This is a genomic window from Pseudomonas sp. 3-2 (genome assembly GCF_019710535.1).
In the GTDB taxonomy this organism is placed as follows: Bacteria; Pseudomonadota; Gammaproteobacteria; order Pseudomonadales; family Pseudomonadaceae; genus Aquipseudomonas; species Aquipseudomonas pharyngis.
This window is the reverse complement of the sequence record NZ_CP081200.1, coordinates 1,460,399-1,476,163: the sequence shown is the minus strand read 5'-3', so window position 1 is coordinate 1,476,163 and position 15,765 is coordinate 1,460,399. Positions and strand designations below refer to the sequence as shown.

Below are 15,765 nucleotides of genomic sequence, written 5' to 3'. Positions count from 1 at the left end.
ATGTCAAAATTTTTCATCGACCGTCCGATTTTCGCCTGGGTAATTGCCCTGGTGATCATGCTGGTCGGGGCACTTTCGATCCTGAAACTGCCAATCAACCAGTACCCGAGCATTGCGCCACCGGCCATTGCAATCTCGGTGACCTACCCGGGTGCTTCGGCACAGACGGTTCAGGACACCGTGGTGCAAGTGATCGAGCAGCAGCTCAACGGTATCGACAACCTGCGTTATGTGTCCTCGGAAAGTAACTCCGACGGCAGCATGACCATCACCGCGACCTTCGAGCAAGGCACCAACTCCGACACCGCGCAGGTCCAGGTCCAGAACAAGCTGAACCTGGCCACCCCGCTGCTGCCGCAGGAAGTGCAGCAACAGGGTATCCGCGTGACCAAGGCAGTGAAGAACTTCCTGCTGGTGATCGGCGTGGTGTCGCGTGACGGCAGCATGACCAAGGACGACCTGTCCAACTACATCGTGTCGAACATGCAGGACCCGATCTCCCGGACCGCCGGTGTCGGTGACTTCCAGGTCTTCGGTGCCCAGTACGCGATGCGCATCTGGCTCGACCCGGCCAAGTTGAACAACTTCAACCTGACCCCGGTCGACGTGAAAACCGCGATTGCGGCGCAGAACGTCCAGGTTTCGTCCGGTCAGCTCGGCGGCTTGCCTGCCGTGCAGGGCCAGCAGCTGAACGCCACGATCATCGGCAAGACCCGTCTGCAGACTGCCGAGCAGTTCAAAGAAATTCTGCTCAAGGTCAACAAGGACGGCTCGCAGGTTCGCCTCAAAGACGTCGCCGACGTCGGCCTGGGTGGCGAGAACTATGCGATCAGCGCCCAGTTCAACGGCAGCCCGGCGTCCGGTCTGGCGGTGAAACTGGCCAACGGCGCCAACGCCCTCGACACCGCCAAGGCACTGCGCAAGACGATTGACGACCTCAAGCCGTTCTTCCCGCAAGGCATGGAAGTGGTGTTCCCGTACGACACCACCCCGGTGGTGACCGAGTCGATCAAAGGCGTGGTTCACACCCTGGTCGAAGCGATTGCGCTGGTGTTCCTGGTGATGTTCCTGTTCCTGCAGAACTTCCGCGCCACCGTCATCACCACGATGACCGTGCCGGTGGTATTGCTCGGTACTTTCGGCATCCTCGCAGCGGCCGGTTTCAGCATCAACACCCTGACCATGTTCGGCATGGTGCTGGCCATCGGCTTGCTGGTGGACGACGCCATTGTCGTGGTGGAAAACGTCGAGCGGGTGATGAGCGAAGAAGGCTTGTCACCGAAGGAAGCGACCAAGAAATCCATGGGCCAGATCCAGGGCGCCCTGGTCGGTATCGCCCTGGTGCTGTCGGCGGTGTTGCTGCCGATGGCATTCTTCAGCGGCTCCACCGGTGTGATCTACAAGCAGTTCTCGATCACCATCGTGTCGGCCATGGCGCTGTCGGTACTGGTCGCGCTGATCTTCACCCCGGCGCTGTGCGCCACCATGCTCAAGGCGATTCCGCACGGTGAGCACGGCACGCCGAAAAAGGGTTTCTTCGGCTGGTTCAACCGCAACTTCGACCGTGGCGTCAACAGCTACGAGCGCGGTGTCGGCAACATGTTGTCGCGCAAGGCGCCGTATCTGCTGGCGTACCTGCTGATCGTGGTCGGCATGATCTGGCTGTTCACCCGCATCCCGACCGCGTTCCTGCCGGAAGAAGACCAGGGCGTTCTGTTCGCCCAGGTGCAGACACCCGCCGGTTCCAGTGCCCAGCGCACTCAGGTGGTGGTGGATGAAATGCGTGAGTTCCTGCTGCGTCCGACCAAGGACGGCGGTGAAGGCGACGCCGTAGCGTCGGTGTTCACCGTGACCGGCTTCAACTTCGCCGGCCGTGGCCAAAGCTCGGGTATGGCGTTCATCATGCTCAAGCCGTGGGGCGAACGTAACGCCGACAACAGCGTGTTCAAACTGGCGGCCCGCGCCCAGCAGCACTTCTTCAGCTTCCGCGATGCGATGGTGTTCGCCTTCGCCCCGCCGGCCGTACTGGAGCTGGGTAATGCCACCGGTTTCGACGTGTTCCTGCAGGACCGCGCCGGTATCGGTCACGAACAACTGATGGCCGCGCGCAACCAGTTCCTCGGCATGGCCGCGCAGAGCAAGGTGCTCACGCAGGTCCGTCCGAACGGTCTGAACGATGAACCGCAGTTCCAGCTGGAAATCGATGACGAGAAGGCCAGTGCCCTGGGCATCACCATCTCCGACATCAACAACACCCTGTCGATTGCGCTGGGCAGTAGCTACGTCAACGACTTCATCGACCGTGGTCGGGTGAAGAAGGTGTACGTGCAGGGCCGGCCAGACTCGCGCATGAGCCCGGAAGACCTGAAGAAGTGGTACGTGCGCAACGCCGCCGGCACCATGGTTCCGTTCTCCGCGTTCGCCAAGGGCGAGTGGATCTACGGTTCGCCGAAGCTGGCGCGTTACAACGGCGTTGAAGCGGTCGAGATCCTCGGTGCCCCGGCGCCGGGTTACTCCACCGGTGAAGCGATGGCCGAAGTCGAGGCGATTGCCAAGAAACTGCCGGCCGGTGTGGGTATCTCGTGGACCGGTCTGTCGTACGAAGAACGACTGTCCGGTTCGCAGGCTCCGGCGCTGTACGCCCTGTCGCTGCTGATGGTGTTCCTGTGTCTGGCGGCGCTGTATGAAAGCTGGTCGATTCCGATCGCGGTCATGCTCGTGGTACCGCTGGGGATCATCGGTGCACTGATGGCCACCAGCCTGCGCGGTCTGTCGAACGACGTGTACTTCCAGGTGGGTCTGTTGACGACCATCGGTCTGGCGGCTAAAAACGCCATTCTGATCGTCGAGTTCGCCAAGGAATTGCACGAGCAGGGACGCAGTCTGCGCGATGCGGCGATTGAAGCCTGCCGCATGCGTCTGCGACCGATCATCATGACGTCGCTGGCCTTCGTCCTCGGTGTTGTACCGTTGGCTATCTCCACCGGCGCAGGCTCGGGCAGTCAACACGCGATCGGTACCGGCGTGATTGGCGGTATGCTCACCGCGACGATCCTGGCGATATTCTGGGTTCCACTGTTCTTCGTCACTGTGTCGTCCATGGGTCAGCGCAAAAACGCCGGCAAGGATGACGCCATAGAAACTCCTAAAGAGGCTGGCCAATGAGCAAGTCGCTACTCTCCATCGCAGTCGCCGCCTTCGTGCTGAGCGGTTGCTCGCTGATACCGGATTATCAGCAGCCGGAAGCACCGGTGGCGGGCCAATACCCGCAGGGCCCGGCGTACTCGCCGGCCCAGGCACCGGCGCAGGCCGCTGCCGAGCAGGGCTGGAAGCAGTTTTTCCATGACCCGGCCCTGCAGCAGCTGATCCAGGTGGCCCTGGAAAACAACCGCGACCTGCGTGTCGCGGCGCTGAACATCGACGCCTACGCGGCTCAATACCGCATCCAGCGTGCCGACCTGTTCCCGGCCGTGTCGGCCAATGCCAGCGGCAGTCGTCAGCGGGTTCCGGCCCGTGCGTCACAGACCGGTGAAGCGGCCATCAGCAGTTCCTACTCCGCTACCGTCGGCATCAGCGCCTACGAACTTGACCTGTTCGGTCGGGTTCGCAGCCTGAGCGAACAAGCGCTGCAACAATACTTCGCCACCGAAGAAGCGCGCCGCAGCACCCAGATCAGCCTGGTGGCCAGCGTGGCCAACGCCTACCTGACCTGGCAGGCCGACAAGGAACTGCTGAAGCTGACCCAGGACACCCTCGGTGCCTTCGAGGAAAGCTACAAGCTGACCAGCCGCAGCAACGAAGTCGGTGTAGCTTCGGCGCTGGACCTGGCGCAGTCGCGTACCTCGGTGGAAAACGCCCGGGCACAACTGGCGCGTTACACCCGTCAGGTGGCCCAGGACGAAAACAGCCTGACCCTGCTGCTCGGCACCGGCATCCCGGCCAACCTGCAAGCGGCCAAACCGCTGTCGGATGACCTGCTGGCCGACGTGCCGGCCGGTCTGCCGTCGGATCTGCTGCAACGTCGTCCGGACATCCTTCAGGCCGAGTACAACCTGAAGGCCGCCAACGCCAACATCGGCGCAGCCCGTGCAGCGTTCTTCCCGAGCATCAGCCTGACCGCCAACGCGGGCAGCCTGAGCCCGGATCTGTCCGGCCTGTTCAAGGGTGGTTCGGGCACGTGGCTGTTCCAGCCGCAGATCAACCTGCCGATCTTCAACGCCGGCAGCCTGCGCGCCAGCCTCGACTACGCCAAGATCCAGAAGGACATTGGCGTGGCGAACTACGAGAAGTCCATTCAAACGGCCTTCCAGGAAGTCGCCGACGGCCTGGCCGCGCGCCAGACCTACACCGAGCAGTTGCAGGCCCAGCGTGATTTCGTTCAGGCGAACCAGGATTACTACCGCCTGGCCGAGCGTCGCTATCGCATTGGCGTCGACAGCAACCTGACCTTCCTCGATGCCCAGCGTCAGCTGTTCAGCGCGCAACAATCGCTGATCACCGACCGCCTCGCGCAGCTGACCAGTGCGGTCAACCTGTACAAGGCCCTGGGCGGTGGCTGGAATGCGCAGACCGCGCAGAACGAGCCGCTCAAAGAAGAAGCGCCGAAGATGAAGTTGTTCTGATCATCTGCTGAATACAAGAAGCCCACCGTTTGGTGGGCTTTTTGTTGCCCGCAAATCTTGCGTTCGATAATCGCCCAAATTCCACTTTCGCCGATTGAATCGCCTCGCCCGCGCCCCGCACCATTCGAGCCACAAAACCAATAACAACAGGTTCGACACCATGCTCCCGCGCCCTGCTCCTCCCGGCTGATCGCCGCCGCTTCGCCTCTGAATCCATCGTATGTCTGCGCCTTGAAAAACGGCCGCAGCGCTCCCGTTTGCCCCAAAAAAAACAAGAGAGACCCGAGCCCATGACAACCTCCCCTGCGCCCTACGCACTTCCCGGTCTGATCGCCCTCGCCCTGGCCGGCATCGCGCTGCCCGCTGCGGCAGAAGAAACCGGTTTTATCGACGGGGCCAAGGTCAACCTGAACCTGCGCAACTTCTACATCAATCGCAACTTCACCAACCCGACCAAGGCTCAGGGCAAGGCTGAAGAGTGGACGCAGAACTTCATCCTCGACGCCAAATCCGGTTTCACCCAGGGCACCGTCGGGTTCGGTCTGGATGTGCTGGGGTTGTACTCGGTGAAGCTCGATGGCGGCAAAGGCACCGGCGGCACGCAACTGTTGCCGCTGGATCATGACGGACGCCCGGCGGACAACTTCGGCCGCACCAACGTCGCCTTCAAGGCGAAGCTGTCGCAAACCGAAGTGAAGGTCGGCGAGTGGATGCCGGTGTTGCCGATCCTGCGCTCGGACGACGGCCGCTCGCTGCCGCAGACCTTTCGCGGCGGCCAGATCACCTCGAAGGAAATCGATGGCCTGACCCTTTACGGCGGCCAGTTCCGCGCCAACAGTCCGCGCGACGACAGCAGCATGAGCGACATGTCGATGACCGGCAAAGCCGCGTTCACCTCCGATCGCTTCAACTTTCAGGGCGGCGAATACGTGTTCAACGACAAGCGCACCCAGATCGGCCTGTGGAACGCCGAACTCAACGACATCTACAGCCAGCAATACGTCAACCTGATCCACAGCCAGCCGCTCGGCGACTGGACGTTGGGCGCCAACCTCGGTTTCTTCTACGGCAAGGACGACGGCAGCGCCCGCGCCGGCGAACTCGACAACAAGACCTGGTCAGGCCTGTTCTCCGCAAAATACGGTGGCCACACCTTCTACGTCGGCCTGCAGAAACTCACCGGCGACAGCGCCTGGATGCGCGTCAACGGCACCAGCGGCGGCACCCTGGCCAACGACAGCTACAACGCCAGCTACGACAACGCGCAGGAACGCTCCTGGCAGGTCCGTCACGACTACAACTTCGTTGCCCTGGGCATCCCCGGCCTGACCCTGATGAACCGTTACATCAGCGGCGACAACGTGCACACCGGCACCATCACCGACGGCAAGGAATGGGGCCGCGAATCGGAACTGGGCTACACCGTGCAGAGCGGCGCGCTGAAGAACCTGAACGTCAGATGGCGCAACTCGACCATGCGCCGCGACTTCAGCAACAACGAGTTCGACGAGAACCGCCTGATTGTCAGCTATCCGATCGGTTTGCTGTAGGTATCAATCCCCCTTAGGTGCCACCCGTCAGGATGTGTGGCACTTCGGCGGGCGTCGATTAGAGTGGAATCACCTGAAGGACTCAGGTGCCTCACCCTTCCCGCTTCCGTTATCTGTTGATGTTGGTCCCCAAGACTCGAGCCAGGCTGTCATCGGAAGACACTGCTGATCACCGGAGGATCACCTCATGATCACTCGCCTCAACACGCCACCCGACTGGGACGCCAAGGCGTACCAGCAGTTTTCCCGTCTCAGGCAACAACCGGTCGTTGAATTGCTCGGCCGCGTCGAACTGAACGATCCGAAACTCATTTATGACCTCGGTTGCGGCACCGGCATTGCCACGCAACTGTTGGCCGAACGCTGGCCGCGTGCGCAGTTGCGGGGCTCGACAGTTCGGCACAGATGCTCGATCAGGCCCGCAGCCTGCCGATCAAGGCGTCGTGGCAGCACTGCAACCTGCTCGACTGGCAACCCGAGCAATCGGCCGACCTGCTGCTGGCCGCAGCCGTGCTGCACTTTATCGACGACCATGAGCAACTGCTGCCCCGTCTGCTCGGCCACATAAACCCCGGCGGGTGCCTCGCCGCGCATATGCCGGACTGGCGTGATGCGCTGTGGTATCAGCTGATGCTCGACACCCTCAACCATGCCGGACCCTGCGGCCGCCCCATCGGCACTGCGCAATTGCGCCAGCGCATGGCAGCGCGGACGTTGTTGTCGCTGGAGGATTACTACCGGTTGCTGGCCCCGTTGACCGAGTCGCTGGATATCTGGGAAACCGAGCAGTTGCAGGTGGTCGACGGCAAGTCGCCGGTTTATGACTGGGTAAAGGTGTCGGCGCTGCGGCCGGTGATGCAGGAACTGACGTCAGAGGAACAGGCGCGCTTCATTTATCACTACCTGATGCGGGTGCACGCGCATTATCCGCAAGAGGAAAACGGCCACACGCTGTTTCCGTTCAAGCGGATTTTCATTGTCGCCAAGGTTTCAATCGGCGCGGCAAATACCGCCATCGCTAGCAGGCTAGCTCCCACAATGGACCGCATTTCACTGTCGGAGCTAGCCCGCTAGCGATGGCATCCGCTCAGTCGCGGTCAATCCCGGGATTCGATACCCAGCTCATCCCACACCGATTCAGCCAGATGGAACGTCGCATTGGCTGCCGGAATCCCGCAGTAGATCGCGCTCTGCATGATCACTTCCTTGATCTCGCCGCGACTCACGCCATTGTTGGCCGCCGCCCGCAGGTGCAACCTCAGTTCACCTTCGCGGTTCATGCCGATCAGCATGGCGATGGTGATCAGGCTGCGGGTGTGGCGTGGCAGGCCCGGTCGGGTCCAGATGTCGCCCCAGGCGTGACGGGTGATCATCTCCTGAAATTCCGAGTTGAACTCGGTCAGCGTGGTCAGGCTGCGATCAACGTGCGCATCGCCGAGCACCGCGCGGCGCACTTGCATGCCGTCGTCGTAACGTTGTTTCTCGTCCACAGAAATCCCCTTAATCGGCCAGCAAAAAGGTCAGCACGCGGTCGCTGAACGCGTCGCCGGCCTGAACGTTGGAAAGGTGCGCCGCATAAAACTCGGCGTACTCGGCGCCGCGCACATGCTCCTGAATGAAATGCCCGCCGGACGGTGGCGTCACCGCATCTTCGGTACCGGCGATCACCAGCAGCGGCACCGTGATCGACGCCAACTGCTCGCGGAAATCCGCATCGCGCACCGCTGCGCAGTTGGCGGCGTAACCTTCAGGATGGGTCGCGGCCAGCATGTCGGTGATTTGCTTCGCTGCTGCCGGATGGGCGGCGGAAAAGTCCGGAGTAAACCAGCGGGCAATCGATGCATCACGCAACGCGACCATCGCCGCCGGGCCATCACGCAGCACGGTTTCGATGCGCGGGTTCCACACCGACGGATCGCCGATTTTCGCCGCCGTGTTGCAGACGATCAGTTTGTTCAGCCGCTGGCCGGCGTTGATCCCCAGCCACTGGCCGATCAGGCCGCCCATCGACAGACCGCAGAAATGCGCGCGTTCGATGTGCAGCGCATCCAGCAGCGCCAGCACGTCGCGGCCCAGTTGCTCGATGCTGTACGGGCCCGGCGTCACCAGCGACTGGCCGTGCCCGCGAGTATCGAAACGCAGCACGCGAAAATGTTCGGTAAAGGCCGGCATCTGCACGTCCCACATGTGCAGGTCGGTGCCCAGCGAGTTCGACAGCACCAGTACCGGCGCATCGACCGGGCCTTCCAATGAGTAATGCAGTTCGCCATCGGCGAGTTGAACGAAAGCCACAGCCCTCTCCTTTCAGTCAGACAATGCGTTGTGTTCGGCCACTGCCCGCTCGACCCAGACCTGTGCCTGGCCGAGGTAATGGGCGGGATCGAGCAGATGATCCAGTTCGGTTGCACTCAATTCGGCGGTCACCTGCGGTTCGTCACCGAGGACCGCACGCAGATGGCGCTGTTCGGCCACCGCCCGTTTGCAGCATTGCTCGAGCAGATGATGCGCGGTGTCGCGGCCGACCCGTTGCGCGAGCACGATGCTCACCGCTTCTGCCAGCACCAGGCCTTGAGTCAACTCCAGGTTGCGGGCCATGCGCGCAGCATCGACCTCCAGACCATCGGCCAGCAGCCGCGCCTGTTGCAGTGCGCCCGACACCAGGCAGCAGATCTCCGGCAGGGTTTCCCATTCGGCGTGCCACAGACCGAGGCTGCGTTCGTGTTCCTGCGGCATGGCGCTGAACAGCGTCGACACCAACCCCGGCACGCGGGTGGCGGCGCCGATCAACACCGCCGCGCCCACCGGGTTGCGTTTGTGCGGCATGGTCGAGGAACCGCCCTTGCCCGGCGCCGACGGCTCAAACACTTCCGCCGCTTCGGTCTGCATCAACAGGCTGATGTCGCGGCCGAACTTGCCGAGGCTGCCGGCGATCAGACCGAGCACCGCGCCGAACTCGACGATGCGGTCGCGCTGGGTGTGCCACGGTTGTTCCGGCAGGGTCAGGTGCAGTTCTTCGGCCAGCGCCTGGGCGATCGGCAACGCCTGTTCGCCGAGCGCCGCGAGGGTGCCGGAGGCGCCACCGAATTGCAGCACCAGCAGCCGTGGCTTGAGCTCGCGCAGACGCTGACGGCTGCGAGTGATCGCACCGAGCCAACCGGCGATCTTCATGCCGAGCGTCACCGGCGTCGCATGTTGCAGCCAGGTGCGCCCGGCCAGCGGCGTCGCGGCGTGGCGCTGCGCCTGAATGGCGAGAGCGTCGGCCAGTTGCGCCAGTTCCCCTTCAATCAATTCCAGCGCCTGACGCAATTGCAGCACCAGACCGGAATCCATCACGTCCTGACTGGTGGCGCCCAGATGTACATAGCGCTCGGCTTCGGCATCGGTCGCGGCAATCTGTTTGCCCAATGCCTTGACCAGCGGAATCGCCGAATTGCCGGCCGTGGCAATCGCCTCGCCCAGCGCTGCGAAATCGAACAGTCCGGCGCGGCAGGCGTTTTCGATCGACTCGACGGCGCCCGCCGGAATCAACCCGACACGCGCTTCGGCCCGGGCCAGCGCCGCTTCGAAGTCGAGCATCGCCTGCACCCGACCCTGATCGCAGAACACGTCGCGCATATCGCAGGCAGTAAAGTAGGCATCGAACAATTGATTGCCCGGTCGCTGAGTCATAAACAGTCCTTGCCGGCGCGGGCCGTTGTGGCCCGCGCGCATCGGTTTAAAGATCGTGGTGCAGATACTTCGCTTCTTTGGGCAGGCGCAGGCTGAACAGGAACGCCACGGCCATCATGATCGTGACATACCAGTAGAACGCGTTTTCCATGCCGCCAGCCTTGAGGCTCAGGGCCACGTATTCTGCCGAACCACCAAAGATCGCATTCGCTACCGCGTAGGCCAGGCCGACGCCGAGGGCGCGGACTTCCGGCGGGAACATCTCGGCTTTCACCAGACCGCTGATCGAGGTGTAGAAACTGACGATCGCCAGCGCCACGGTGATCAGCACGAAAGCCAGGAACGGGCTGCCGACACTTTTCAGGCTGAGCAGGATCGGCACCGTGAACAACGTGCCGAGGCCACCGAACCAGAGCATCGAGTTACGCCGGCCGATCTTGTCGGCGAGCATGCCGAACAGCGGCTGCATGCACATGTACAGGAACAGCGCGCCGGTCATGATGTAGCTGGCGGTCTTGGCGTGCATGCCGGCGGTGTTCACCAGGTACTTCTGCATGTACGTGGTGAAGGTGTAGAAAATCAGCGAGCCGCCGGCGGTATAGCCGAGCACGGTGATGAACGCAGCCTTGTGATCGCGGAACAGTGCGCGGATGCTGCCGGCGTCCTTGTTCTCGCGCATTTCCTTGCTGGTGGTTTCTTTCAGCGAACGGCGCAGGAACAGCGAAATCAGCGCGGCGGCCGCACCGACCACGAACGGAATTCGCCAGCCGTAGGCACGCAATTCTTCTTCAGAGAGGAACTGTTGCAGGATCACCACCAGCAGCACCGCCAGCAGTTGCCCGCCGATCAGGGTCACGTACTGGAACGAGGCGAAGAACCCGCGCTGGCCCTTGAGCGCGACTTCGCTCATATAGGTCGCGGTGGTGCCGTATTCACCGCCCACCGACAGGCCTTGCAGCAGACGCGCGAACAACAGCAGCAGCGGCGCCCAGACGCCGATGTCCTTGTAGGTCGGCAGACAGGCGATCAGCAACGAGCCGAAGCACATCATCAGGATCGAGATCAGCATCGAGTTCTTGCGCCCGTGCTTGTCCGCGACCCGGCCGAAAATCCAGCCGCCGATCGGTCGCATCAGGAACCCGGCGGCGAATACGCCTGCCGTGTTGACCAGCTGCACCGTGGGATTGTCGGAGGGGAAGAACGCCGGGGCGAAATAGATCGCGCAGAAGGCGTAGACGTAGAAGTCGAACCATTCGACGAGGTTGCCGGACGACGCGCCGACAATGGCAAAGATGCGCTTGCTGCGCTCTTCACCCGTGTAATGGGAGGTGGTGGTTGTCATTGTTTTTCACTCGATAGGGACAGTGAGAGTCTAGACACACTTTGCAACAGCCCCGTTCCACAGACACTCTGCGCCGCAAATCTCTGTGGGAGCGGGCTTGCTCGCGAAGGCGTTGGATCAGCCAACATCACTGTCGACTGACACACCCTCTTCGCGAGCAAGCCCGCTCCCACAGGGGATGTGTAATGACTTTAGTAATCGAAGAACACGGTCTCCGCATCAGTGCCCTGCAGGATCACATTCCACTGATAGACACCCGCCGCGTCCGGCTTCGCCAGCAACGTATCGCGGCGCTCGGCCGGTACGCATTCGAGCAACGGATCATTGACGTTCGCCGGATCGCCTTCGAAGTAAATACGCGTCAGCAAGTGCTTCACCAGACCGCGCGCAAACACCAGCACCACCAGGTGCGGCGCCTGGGTCGAGCCCTTCAGGCCTTCAACCGTGCCCGGCTTGATGGTGGTGAAACGAAAGCGCCCTTCCGCATCCACCGGCACCCGGCCAAAGCCTTCGAAATTCGGATCGAGCGGCTTGGCCTGCTCGTCTTCCGGGTGGTCATATTTGCCGGCGGCGTTGGCCTGCCAGACTTCGAGCATGGCGTCGTTGACGACATCGCCGTTGCCGTCCACCACTTGCCCGGTGATCGCCACGCGCTGGCCGAGGGTCAGTTCGTTGGCGAGGTTTTCACGGTTCAGCCAGGTCAGGCCGATGTGGTAATACGGCCCGACGGTGTGGGACGTGGTCGCAGTCAGGGTCATCTCATTTCTCCATCGGCGTGGCTTCGCGGCCGCGCAGCACGATGTCCCAGCGATAAGCGAGGGCGTAGGACGGAATGGTTTTTTCCAGATCGAAAGCGGCGATCAGGCGTTCCTTGGCCGAGGTGTCCGGCACGCAGTTGTAGATCGGGTCGTAGGCCAGCAGCGGGTCGCCCGGGAAATACATTTGCGTGACCAGGCGCGTCAGGATGCTCGGCCCGAACAGCGAGAAATGCACGTGCGCCGGACGCCAGGCATTGTGGTGGTTGCCCCACGGATAGGCGCCGGGCTTGATGGTCTGGAACTGATACCAGCCGTCGGCGTCGGTCACGGTGCGGCCGGTGCCGGTGAAATTCGGGTCCAGCGGCGCGTCGTGCAGGTCACGGGCATGGTTGTAGCGACCGGCGGCGTTGGCCTGCCAGATCTCCACCAGAATTCCCGGGACCGGCAGACCGTCTTCGTCGAGCACACGCCCGTGAATGATGATCCGCTCACCGAGGGGTTCACCCTGATGCTGGGCGGTCAAATCGTTGTCGGTATCGGCCACACGCTCGGCACCGATGGTCGGCCCAGTGATTTCCGACAGCGAATGCGGCAGAAACACCAACGGCTTGGACGGCGAGCGCAGATTGGTGGATTGATAGGTCGGGTGCAGGTACGGCGGCTGGGTGCCTTCCTGCGGGCGGCGGTAACCAGGCTTGTCAGTCATTTCGCTTTCCTCTGTTCTTTTTCGTCACGGCTTGCGTCAGACGCGTTCGATGGCCAGGGCCAGGCCCTGGCCGACACCGACGCACATGGTCGCCAGACCTTTCTTGCCACCGGTCTTTTCCAGCTGATGCAGCGCAGTCAGCACCAGCCGCGCGCCGCTCATGCCCAACGGGTGGCCCAAGGCAATCGCGCCGCCGTTCGGGTTGACCTGGGCCGCGTCGTCCGCCAGTCCCAGTTCACGCAGCACCGCCAGGCCCTGACTGGCGAAGGCTTCGTTGAGTTCGATCACATCGAAATCGCTGACCGCCACGCCGAGGCGTTCGGTGAGTTTGCGCACCGCCGGCACCGGACCGATGCCCATCACCCGTGGCGCGACCCCGGCACTGGCCATCCCGAGCACTTTGGCGCGAGCGGTCAGGCCGTGTTTTTTCACCGCTTCGGCCGAGGCCAGAATCAGCGCGGCGGCACCGTCGTTGACGCCCGAAGCGTTGCCGGCGGTGACGGTCTTGTCCGGGCCGTTGACCGGTTTCAGTTTGCTCAGCGCTTCTAGCGTGGTGTCGGCGCGGGGGTGTTCGTCCTGGCTGACCACGGTTTCGCCCTTCTTGTGGGCGATCCGCACTTCAACGATTTCCTCGGCGAAGTAGCCGGCAGCCTGGGCAGCGGCAGTACGTTGCTGACTGCGCAGGGCGAAAGCGTCCTGATCCTCGCGGGAAACTTCGTAGTCGTCGGCGACGTTGTCGGCGGTCTGCGGCATCGCGTCAACGCCATACTGGGCCTTCATCAGCGGGTTGATGAAACGCCAGCCGATGGTGGTGTCCTCCAGCTTCATGTTGCGCGAGAACGCCGCATCAGCCTTGCCCATCACGAACGGTGCGCGGGACATCGACTCGACGCCGCCGGCAATCGCCAGCTCCATTTCACCGCTGGCAATGGCGCGGAACGCGGTGCCGATGGCATCCATGCCCGACGCGCAGAGGCGATTGAGGGTGACGCCCGGAACGCTCTCCGGCAGACCCGCCAGCAACAACGCCATGCGCGCGACGTTGCGGTTGTCTTCACCGGCCTGGTTGGCGCAGCCGAGGAATACTTCGTCGATGGCGCTCCAGTCCACCGACGGATTGCGCTCCATCAGGGCCTTGATCGGCACGGCGGCCAGGTCGTCGGCGCGAACAGCCGCCAGACCGCCACCGAAACGACCGATGGGGGTACGAATCGCATCGCAGATATAAACGTCGCGCATCATGCTTCTCCCGGTGCCTGGCCGTGGGCCGCTGCGGTGCGGGCTTCGAGATCGCGCAGGGCGGTCAGCTCGACTTCGGTCGGCTCGGCGGTGGTGTCAACGTTGTCAGCAAAACGGATTGCCCAACCGGTGGCGGCGACCACTTGCTCGCGGGTCACGCCCGGGTGCAGTGCGGTAACCACGAATTCGTGGGTGCCCTCTTCTGGCTCCATGATGCACAGGTCGGTGATGATCCCGACCGGACCGGCGCCCGGCAGGCCCAGACGTTTGCGCGAATCACCACCCTCACCATGGCCGACCGAGGTGATGAAATCGAGCTTGTCGACAAACGAACGCGCCGACTGTTTAAGGATGATCAGCACGCTTTTCGCGGAGCCGGCGATCTCCGGCGCACCACCGGCACCCGGCAGGCGTACTTTCGGCTGGTGATAGTCGCCGACCACGGTGGTGTTGATGTTGCCGAAACGGTCGACCTGGGCTGCGCCGAGGAAACCGACGTCGATGCGCCCGCCCTGCAGCCAGTAGCGAAAAATCTCACCGGTCGGCACGACGGTGTCAGCGGTTTCCGCCAGCTCGCCGTCACCGATCGACAGTGGCAATACGCTGGGTTTGGCGCCGATAGGGCCGGACTCGTAGATCAGCACCACGTCCGGCGACGAGGTCAGGCGCGCCAGGTTGGCGGCTTTCGACGGCAGGCCGATGCCGACGAAGCACACCGAGCCGTTCTTCAGGCGACGGGCTGCGGCGACGGTCATCATTTCATTGGTGGTGTAGGTCATTACTTGGCCTCCGAAGCAGCGGCCAACTTGGCCTGGAACTCGCTGAAGTCAGCGCAGCCATGGATGTATTCGTTGATCCACGCGGTAAACGTCTCACGGTCGCGAGCGATCGGGTCCCACGCCTGGTAGAAGCGGTTGTCACGCTCGGTGTAACCGTGGGCGTAGGACGGATGCGCGCCACCGGGTACATGGCAGACCGCGCTCAAGGCCCAGGTCGGCAGCACGCAGGCGTTCATCGGCGCGTTGAGGTTGTCGACGATTTCTTCGACGGTGACGATGCAACGCTTGGCGGCCAGTGCGGCTTCTTTCTGCACACCGAGAATGCCCCACAGCAGCACGTTGCCCTGACGGTCGGCTTTCTGGGCGTGGATCACGGTCACGTCCGGACGCACCGACGGCACCGCTGCCAGCACTTCACCGGTGAACGGGCAAGTCACGGATTTGATCAGCGGGTTGACCTTCGGCAGGTCGGAACCGGCGTAGGCCCGCAACACCGCGAACGGCAGGCCGGAGGCGCCGGCGACGTAGGCATTGGCCAGGTCGGCGTGGCTGTGTTCTTCGATTTCCAGCGCGTGCGGCCATTGCTTCTCGACCGCGTCGCGCAGACGGTGCAGCGAACCCACGCCAGGGTTGCCGCCCCAGGAGAAGATCAGCTTGCGTGCACAGCCGGCGCCGATCAGTTGGTCGTAGATCAGGTCAGGCGTCATCCGCACCAGGGTCAGATCTTTCTTGCCCTGACGAATGATTTCATGACCCGCCGCCGTAGGGATCAGGTGAGTGAAGCCTTCGAGCGCGACGGTATCGCCGTCGTTGACGAATTGCTTCACCGCGTCGTGCAGCGAAAGGATCTCAGCCATGGAGCGGGCTCCCGTTTTTGTAATGAATCGCCAGTGAATAAAAAGGCGCGAGGTTCTGCGCCGGAGTCACTGAAGATTAAGCCGCTGATTTTCACCAAACAATCCGATAATCGACTGAGTGTTCGTTTATCGAACAGATTGTTATCTGCCTAATGATCACTCCCGCACTGCGTGCGGGAAAGCCGCTGATCGTTCCCACGCTCTGCGTGGGAATGCAGCCCGGGACGCTCCGCGTCCCTTCCG

The 15,765-nt window shown here is 62.7% G+C and carries 12 protein-coding genes and 1 pseudogene; 4 read left to right on the top strand and 9 right to left on the bottom strand.

The annotated features are described in order from the left end of the window. The 4 genes and pseudogenes from emhB (at position 1) to K3819_RS06595 (ending at position 7,246) form a co-directional block, all read left to right on the top strand. Entirely contained in the window at positions 1 to 3,165 is a 3,165-nt protein-coding gene (gene emhB / locus K3819_RS06610; RefSeq protein ID WP_085647861.1) for an efflux RND transporter permease subunit EmhB, read from the top strand. Continuing rightward, the gene (gene emhC, locus K3819_RS06605) at positions 3,162 to 4,622 is read left to right on the top strand and encodes an efflux RND transporter outer membrane subunit EmhC (RefSeq protein ID WP_221398873.1); all 1,461 of its coding nucleotides are present in this window, start codon (positions 3,162 to 3,164) and stop codon (positions 4,620 to 4,622) included. The genes emhB and emhC overlap by 4 nt, the downstream gene beginning before the upstream one ends. 290 nt (positions 4,623 to 4,912) lie before the next feature. Further along, positions 4,913 to 6,172 carry an OprD family porin gene (locus K3819_RS06600; protein WP_221398872.1) on the top strand — a complete coding sequence of 420 codons (1,260 nt, stop codon included), beginning with the start codon at positions 4,913 to 4,915 and terminating at the stop codon, positions 6,170 to 6,172. Between the two features lie 187 nt (positions 6,173 to 6,359). Then, positions 6,360 to 7,246 (top strand): annotated as a pseudogene (locus tag K3819_RS06595) (methyltransferase domain-containing protein). Positions 7,247 to 7,269: 23 nt separating this feature from the next. On the opposite strand, the gene pcaC reads toward K3819_RS06595, so the two are convergent. From pcaC to K3819_RS06550, 9 genes are all read right to left on the bottom strand, one after another. Beyond that, on the bottom strand, positions 7,270 to 7,662 hold the full coding sequence (pcaC, locus tag K3819_RS06590; protein ID WP_221398871.1) for a 4-carboxymuconolactone decarboxylase: 393 nt from the start codon (positions 7,660 to 7,662) through the stop codon (positions 7,270 to 7,272). 10 nt (positions 7,663 to 7,672) lie between these two features. Next, positions 7,673 to 8,464 (bottom strand): 3-oxoadipate enol-lactonase, encoded by a 792-nt coding sequence (gene pcaD / locus K3819_RS06585; protein WP_085612383.1) that lies wholly within the window; start codon positions 8,462 to 8,464, stop codon positions 7,673 to 7,675. A gap of 12 nt (positions 8,465 to 8,476) precedes the next feature. Next, positions 8,477 to 9,841 (bottom strand): 3-carboxy-cis,cis-muconate cycloisomerase, encoded by a 1,365-nt coding sequence (locus K3819_RS06580; RefSeq protein ID WP_085612403.1) that lies wholly within the window; start codon positions 9,839 to 9,841, stop codon positions 8,477 to 8,479. A 46-nt stretch (positions 9,842 to 9,887) separates the two neighbouring features. Beyond that, positions 9,888 to 11,183: an MFS family transporter gene (locus K3819_RS06575; RefSeq protein WP_085647856.1), complete on the bottom strand. Its 1,296-nt coding sequence runs from the start codon at positions 11,181 to 11,183 to the stop codon at positions 9,888 to 9,890. 191 nt (positions 11,184 to 11,374) lie between these two features. After that, positions 11,375 to 11,941: a protocatechuate 3,4-dioxygenase subunit alpha gene (gene pcaG, locus K3819_RS06570; RefSeq protein ID WP_039771428.1), complete on the bottom strand. Its 567-nt coding sequence runs from the start codon at positions 11,939 to 11,941 to the stop codon at positions 11,375 to 11,377. A 1-nt stretch (position 11,942) separates the two neighbouring features. Then, complete coding sequence (gene pcaH, locus K3819_RS06565; protein WP_011332820.1) at positions 11,943 to 12,647, bottom strand: protocatechuate 3,4-dioxygenase subunit beta; 705 nt, start codon at positions 12,645 to 12,647, stop codon at positions 11,943 to 11,945. Between the two features lie 36 nt (positions 12,648 to 12,683). Continuing rightward, positions 12,684 to 13,889 carry a 3-oxoadipyl-CoA thiolase gene (gene pcaF, locus K3819_RS06560; protein WP_178076184.1) on the bottom strand — a complete coding sequence of 402 codons (1,206 nt, stop codon included), beginning with the start codon at positions 13,887 to 13,889 and terminating at the stop codon, positions 12,684 to 12,686. Then, on the bottom strand, positions 13,886 to 14,665 hold the full coding sequence (locus K3819_RS06555; RefSeq protein WP_085612381.1) for a CoA-transferase subunit beta: 780 nt from the start codon (positions 14,663 to 14,665) through the stop codon (positions 13,886 to 13,888). The genes pcaF and K3819_RS06555 overlap by 4 nt, the downstream gene beginning before the upstream one ends. Further along, positions 14,665 to 15,522, bottom strand: a complete 858-nt coding sequence (locus K3819_RS06550; protein WP_003222404.1) for a CoA transferase subunit A — start codon at positions 15,520 to 15,522, stop codon at positions 14,665 to 14,667. Before K3819_RS06550 ends, K3819_RS06555 begins: the two co-directional genes overlap by 1 nt. Positions 15,523 to 15,765: the final 243 nt, after the last annotated feature.

Coding starts and splice junctions, on each gene's coding strand:
- emhB (WP_085647861.1), top strand. CDS start 1: ATGTCAAAATTTTTCATCGACCGTCCGATTTTCGCCTGGGTAATTGCC.
- emhC (WP_221398873.1), top strand. CDS start 3,162: ATGAGCAAGTCGCTACTCTCCATCGCAGTCGCCGCCTTCGTGCTGAGC.
- K3819_RS06600 (WP_221398872.1), top strand. CDS start 4,913: ATGACAACCTCCCCTGCGCCCTACGCACTTCCCGGTCTGATCGCCCTC.
- K3819_RS06580 (WP_085612403.1), bottom strand. CDS start 9,841: ATGACTCAGCGACCGGGCAATCAATTGTTCGATGCCTACTTTACTGCC.
- K3819_RS06575 (WP_085647856.1), bottom strand. CDS start 11,183: ATGACAACCACCACCTCCCATTACACGGGTGAAGAGCGCAGCAAGCGC.
- pcaG (WP_039771428.1), bottom strand. CDS start 11,941: ATGACCCTGACTGCGACCACGTCCCACACCGTCGGGCCGTATTACCAC.
- pcaH (WP_011332820.1), bottom strand. CDS start 12,647: ATGACTGACAAGCCTGGTTACCGCCGCCCGCAGGAAGGCACCCAGCCG.
- pcaF (WP_178076184.1), bottom strand. CDS start 13,889: ATGATGCGCGACGTTTATATCTGCGATGCGATTCGTACCCCCATCGGT.
- K3819_RS06555 (WP_085612381.1), bottom strand. CDS start 14,665: ATGACCTACACCACCAATGAAATGATGACCGTCGCCGCAGCCCGTCGC.
- K3819_RS06550 (WP_003222404.1), bottom strand. CDS start 15,522: ATGGCTGAGATCCTTTCGCTGCACGACGCGGTGAAGCAATTCGTCAAC.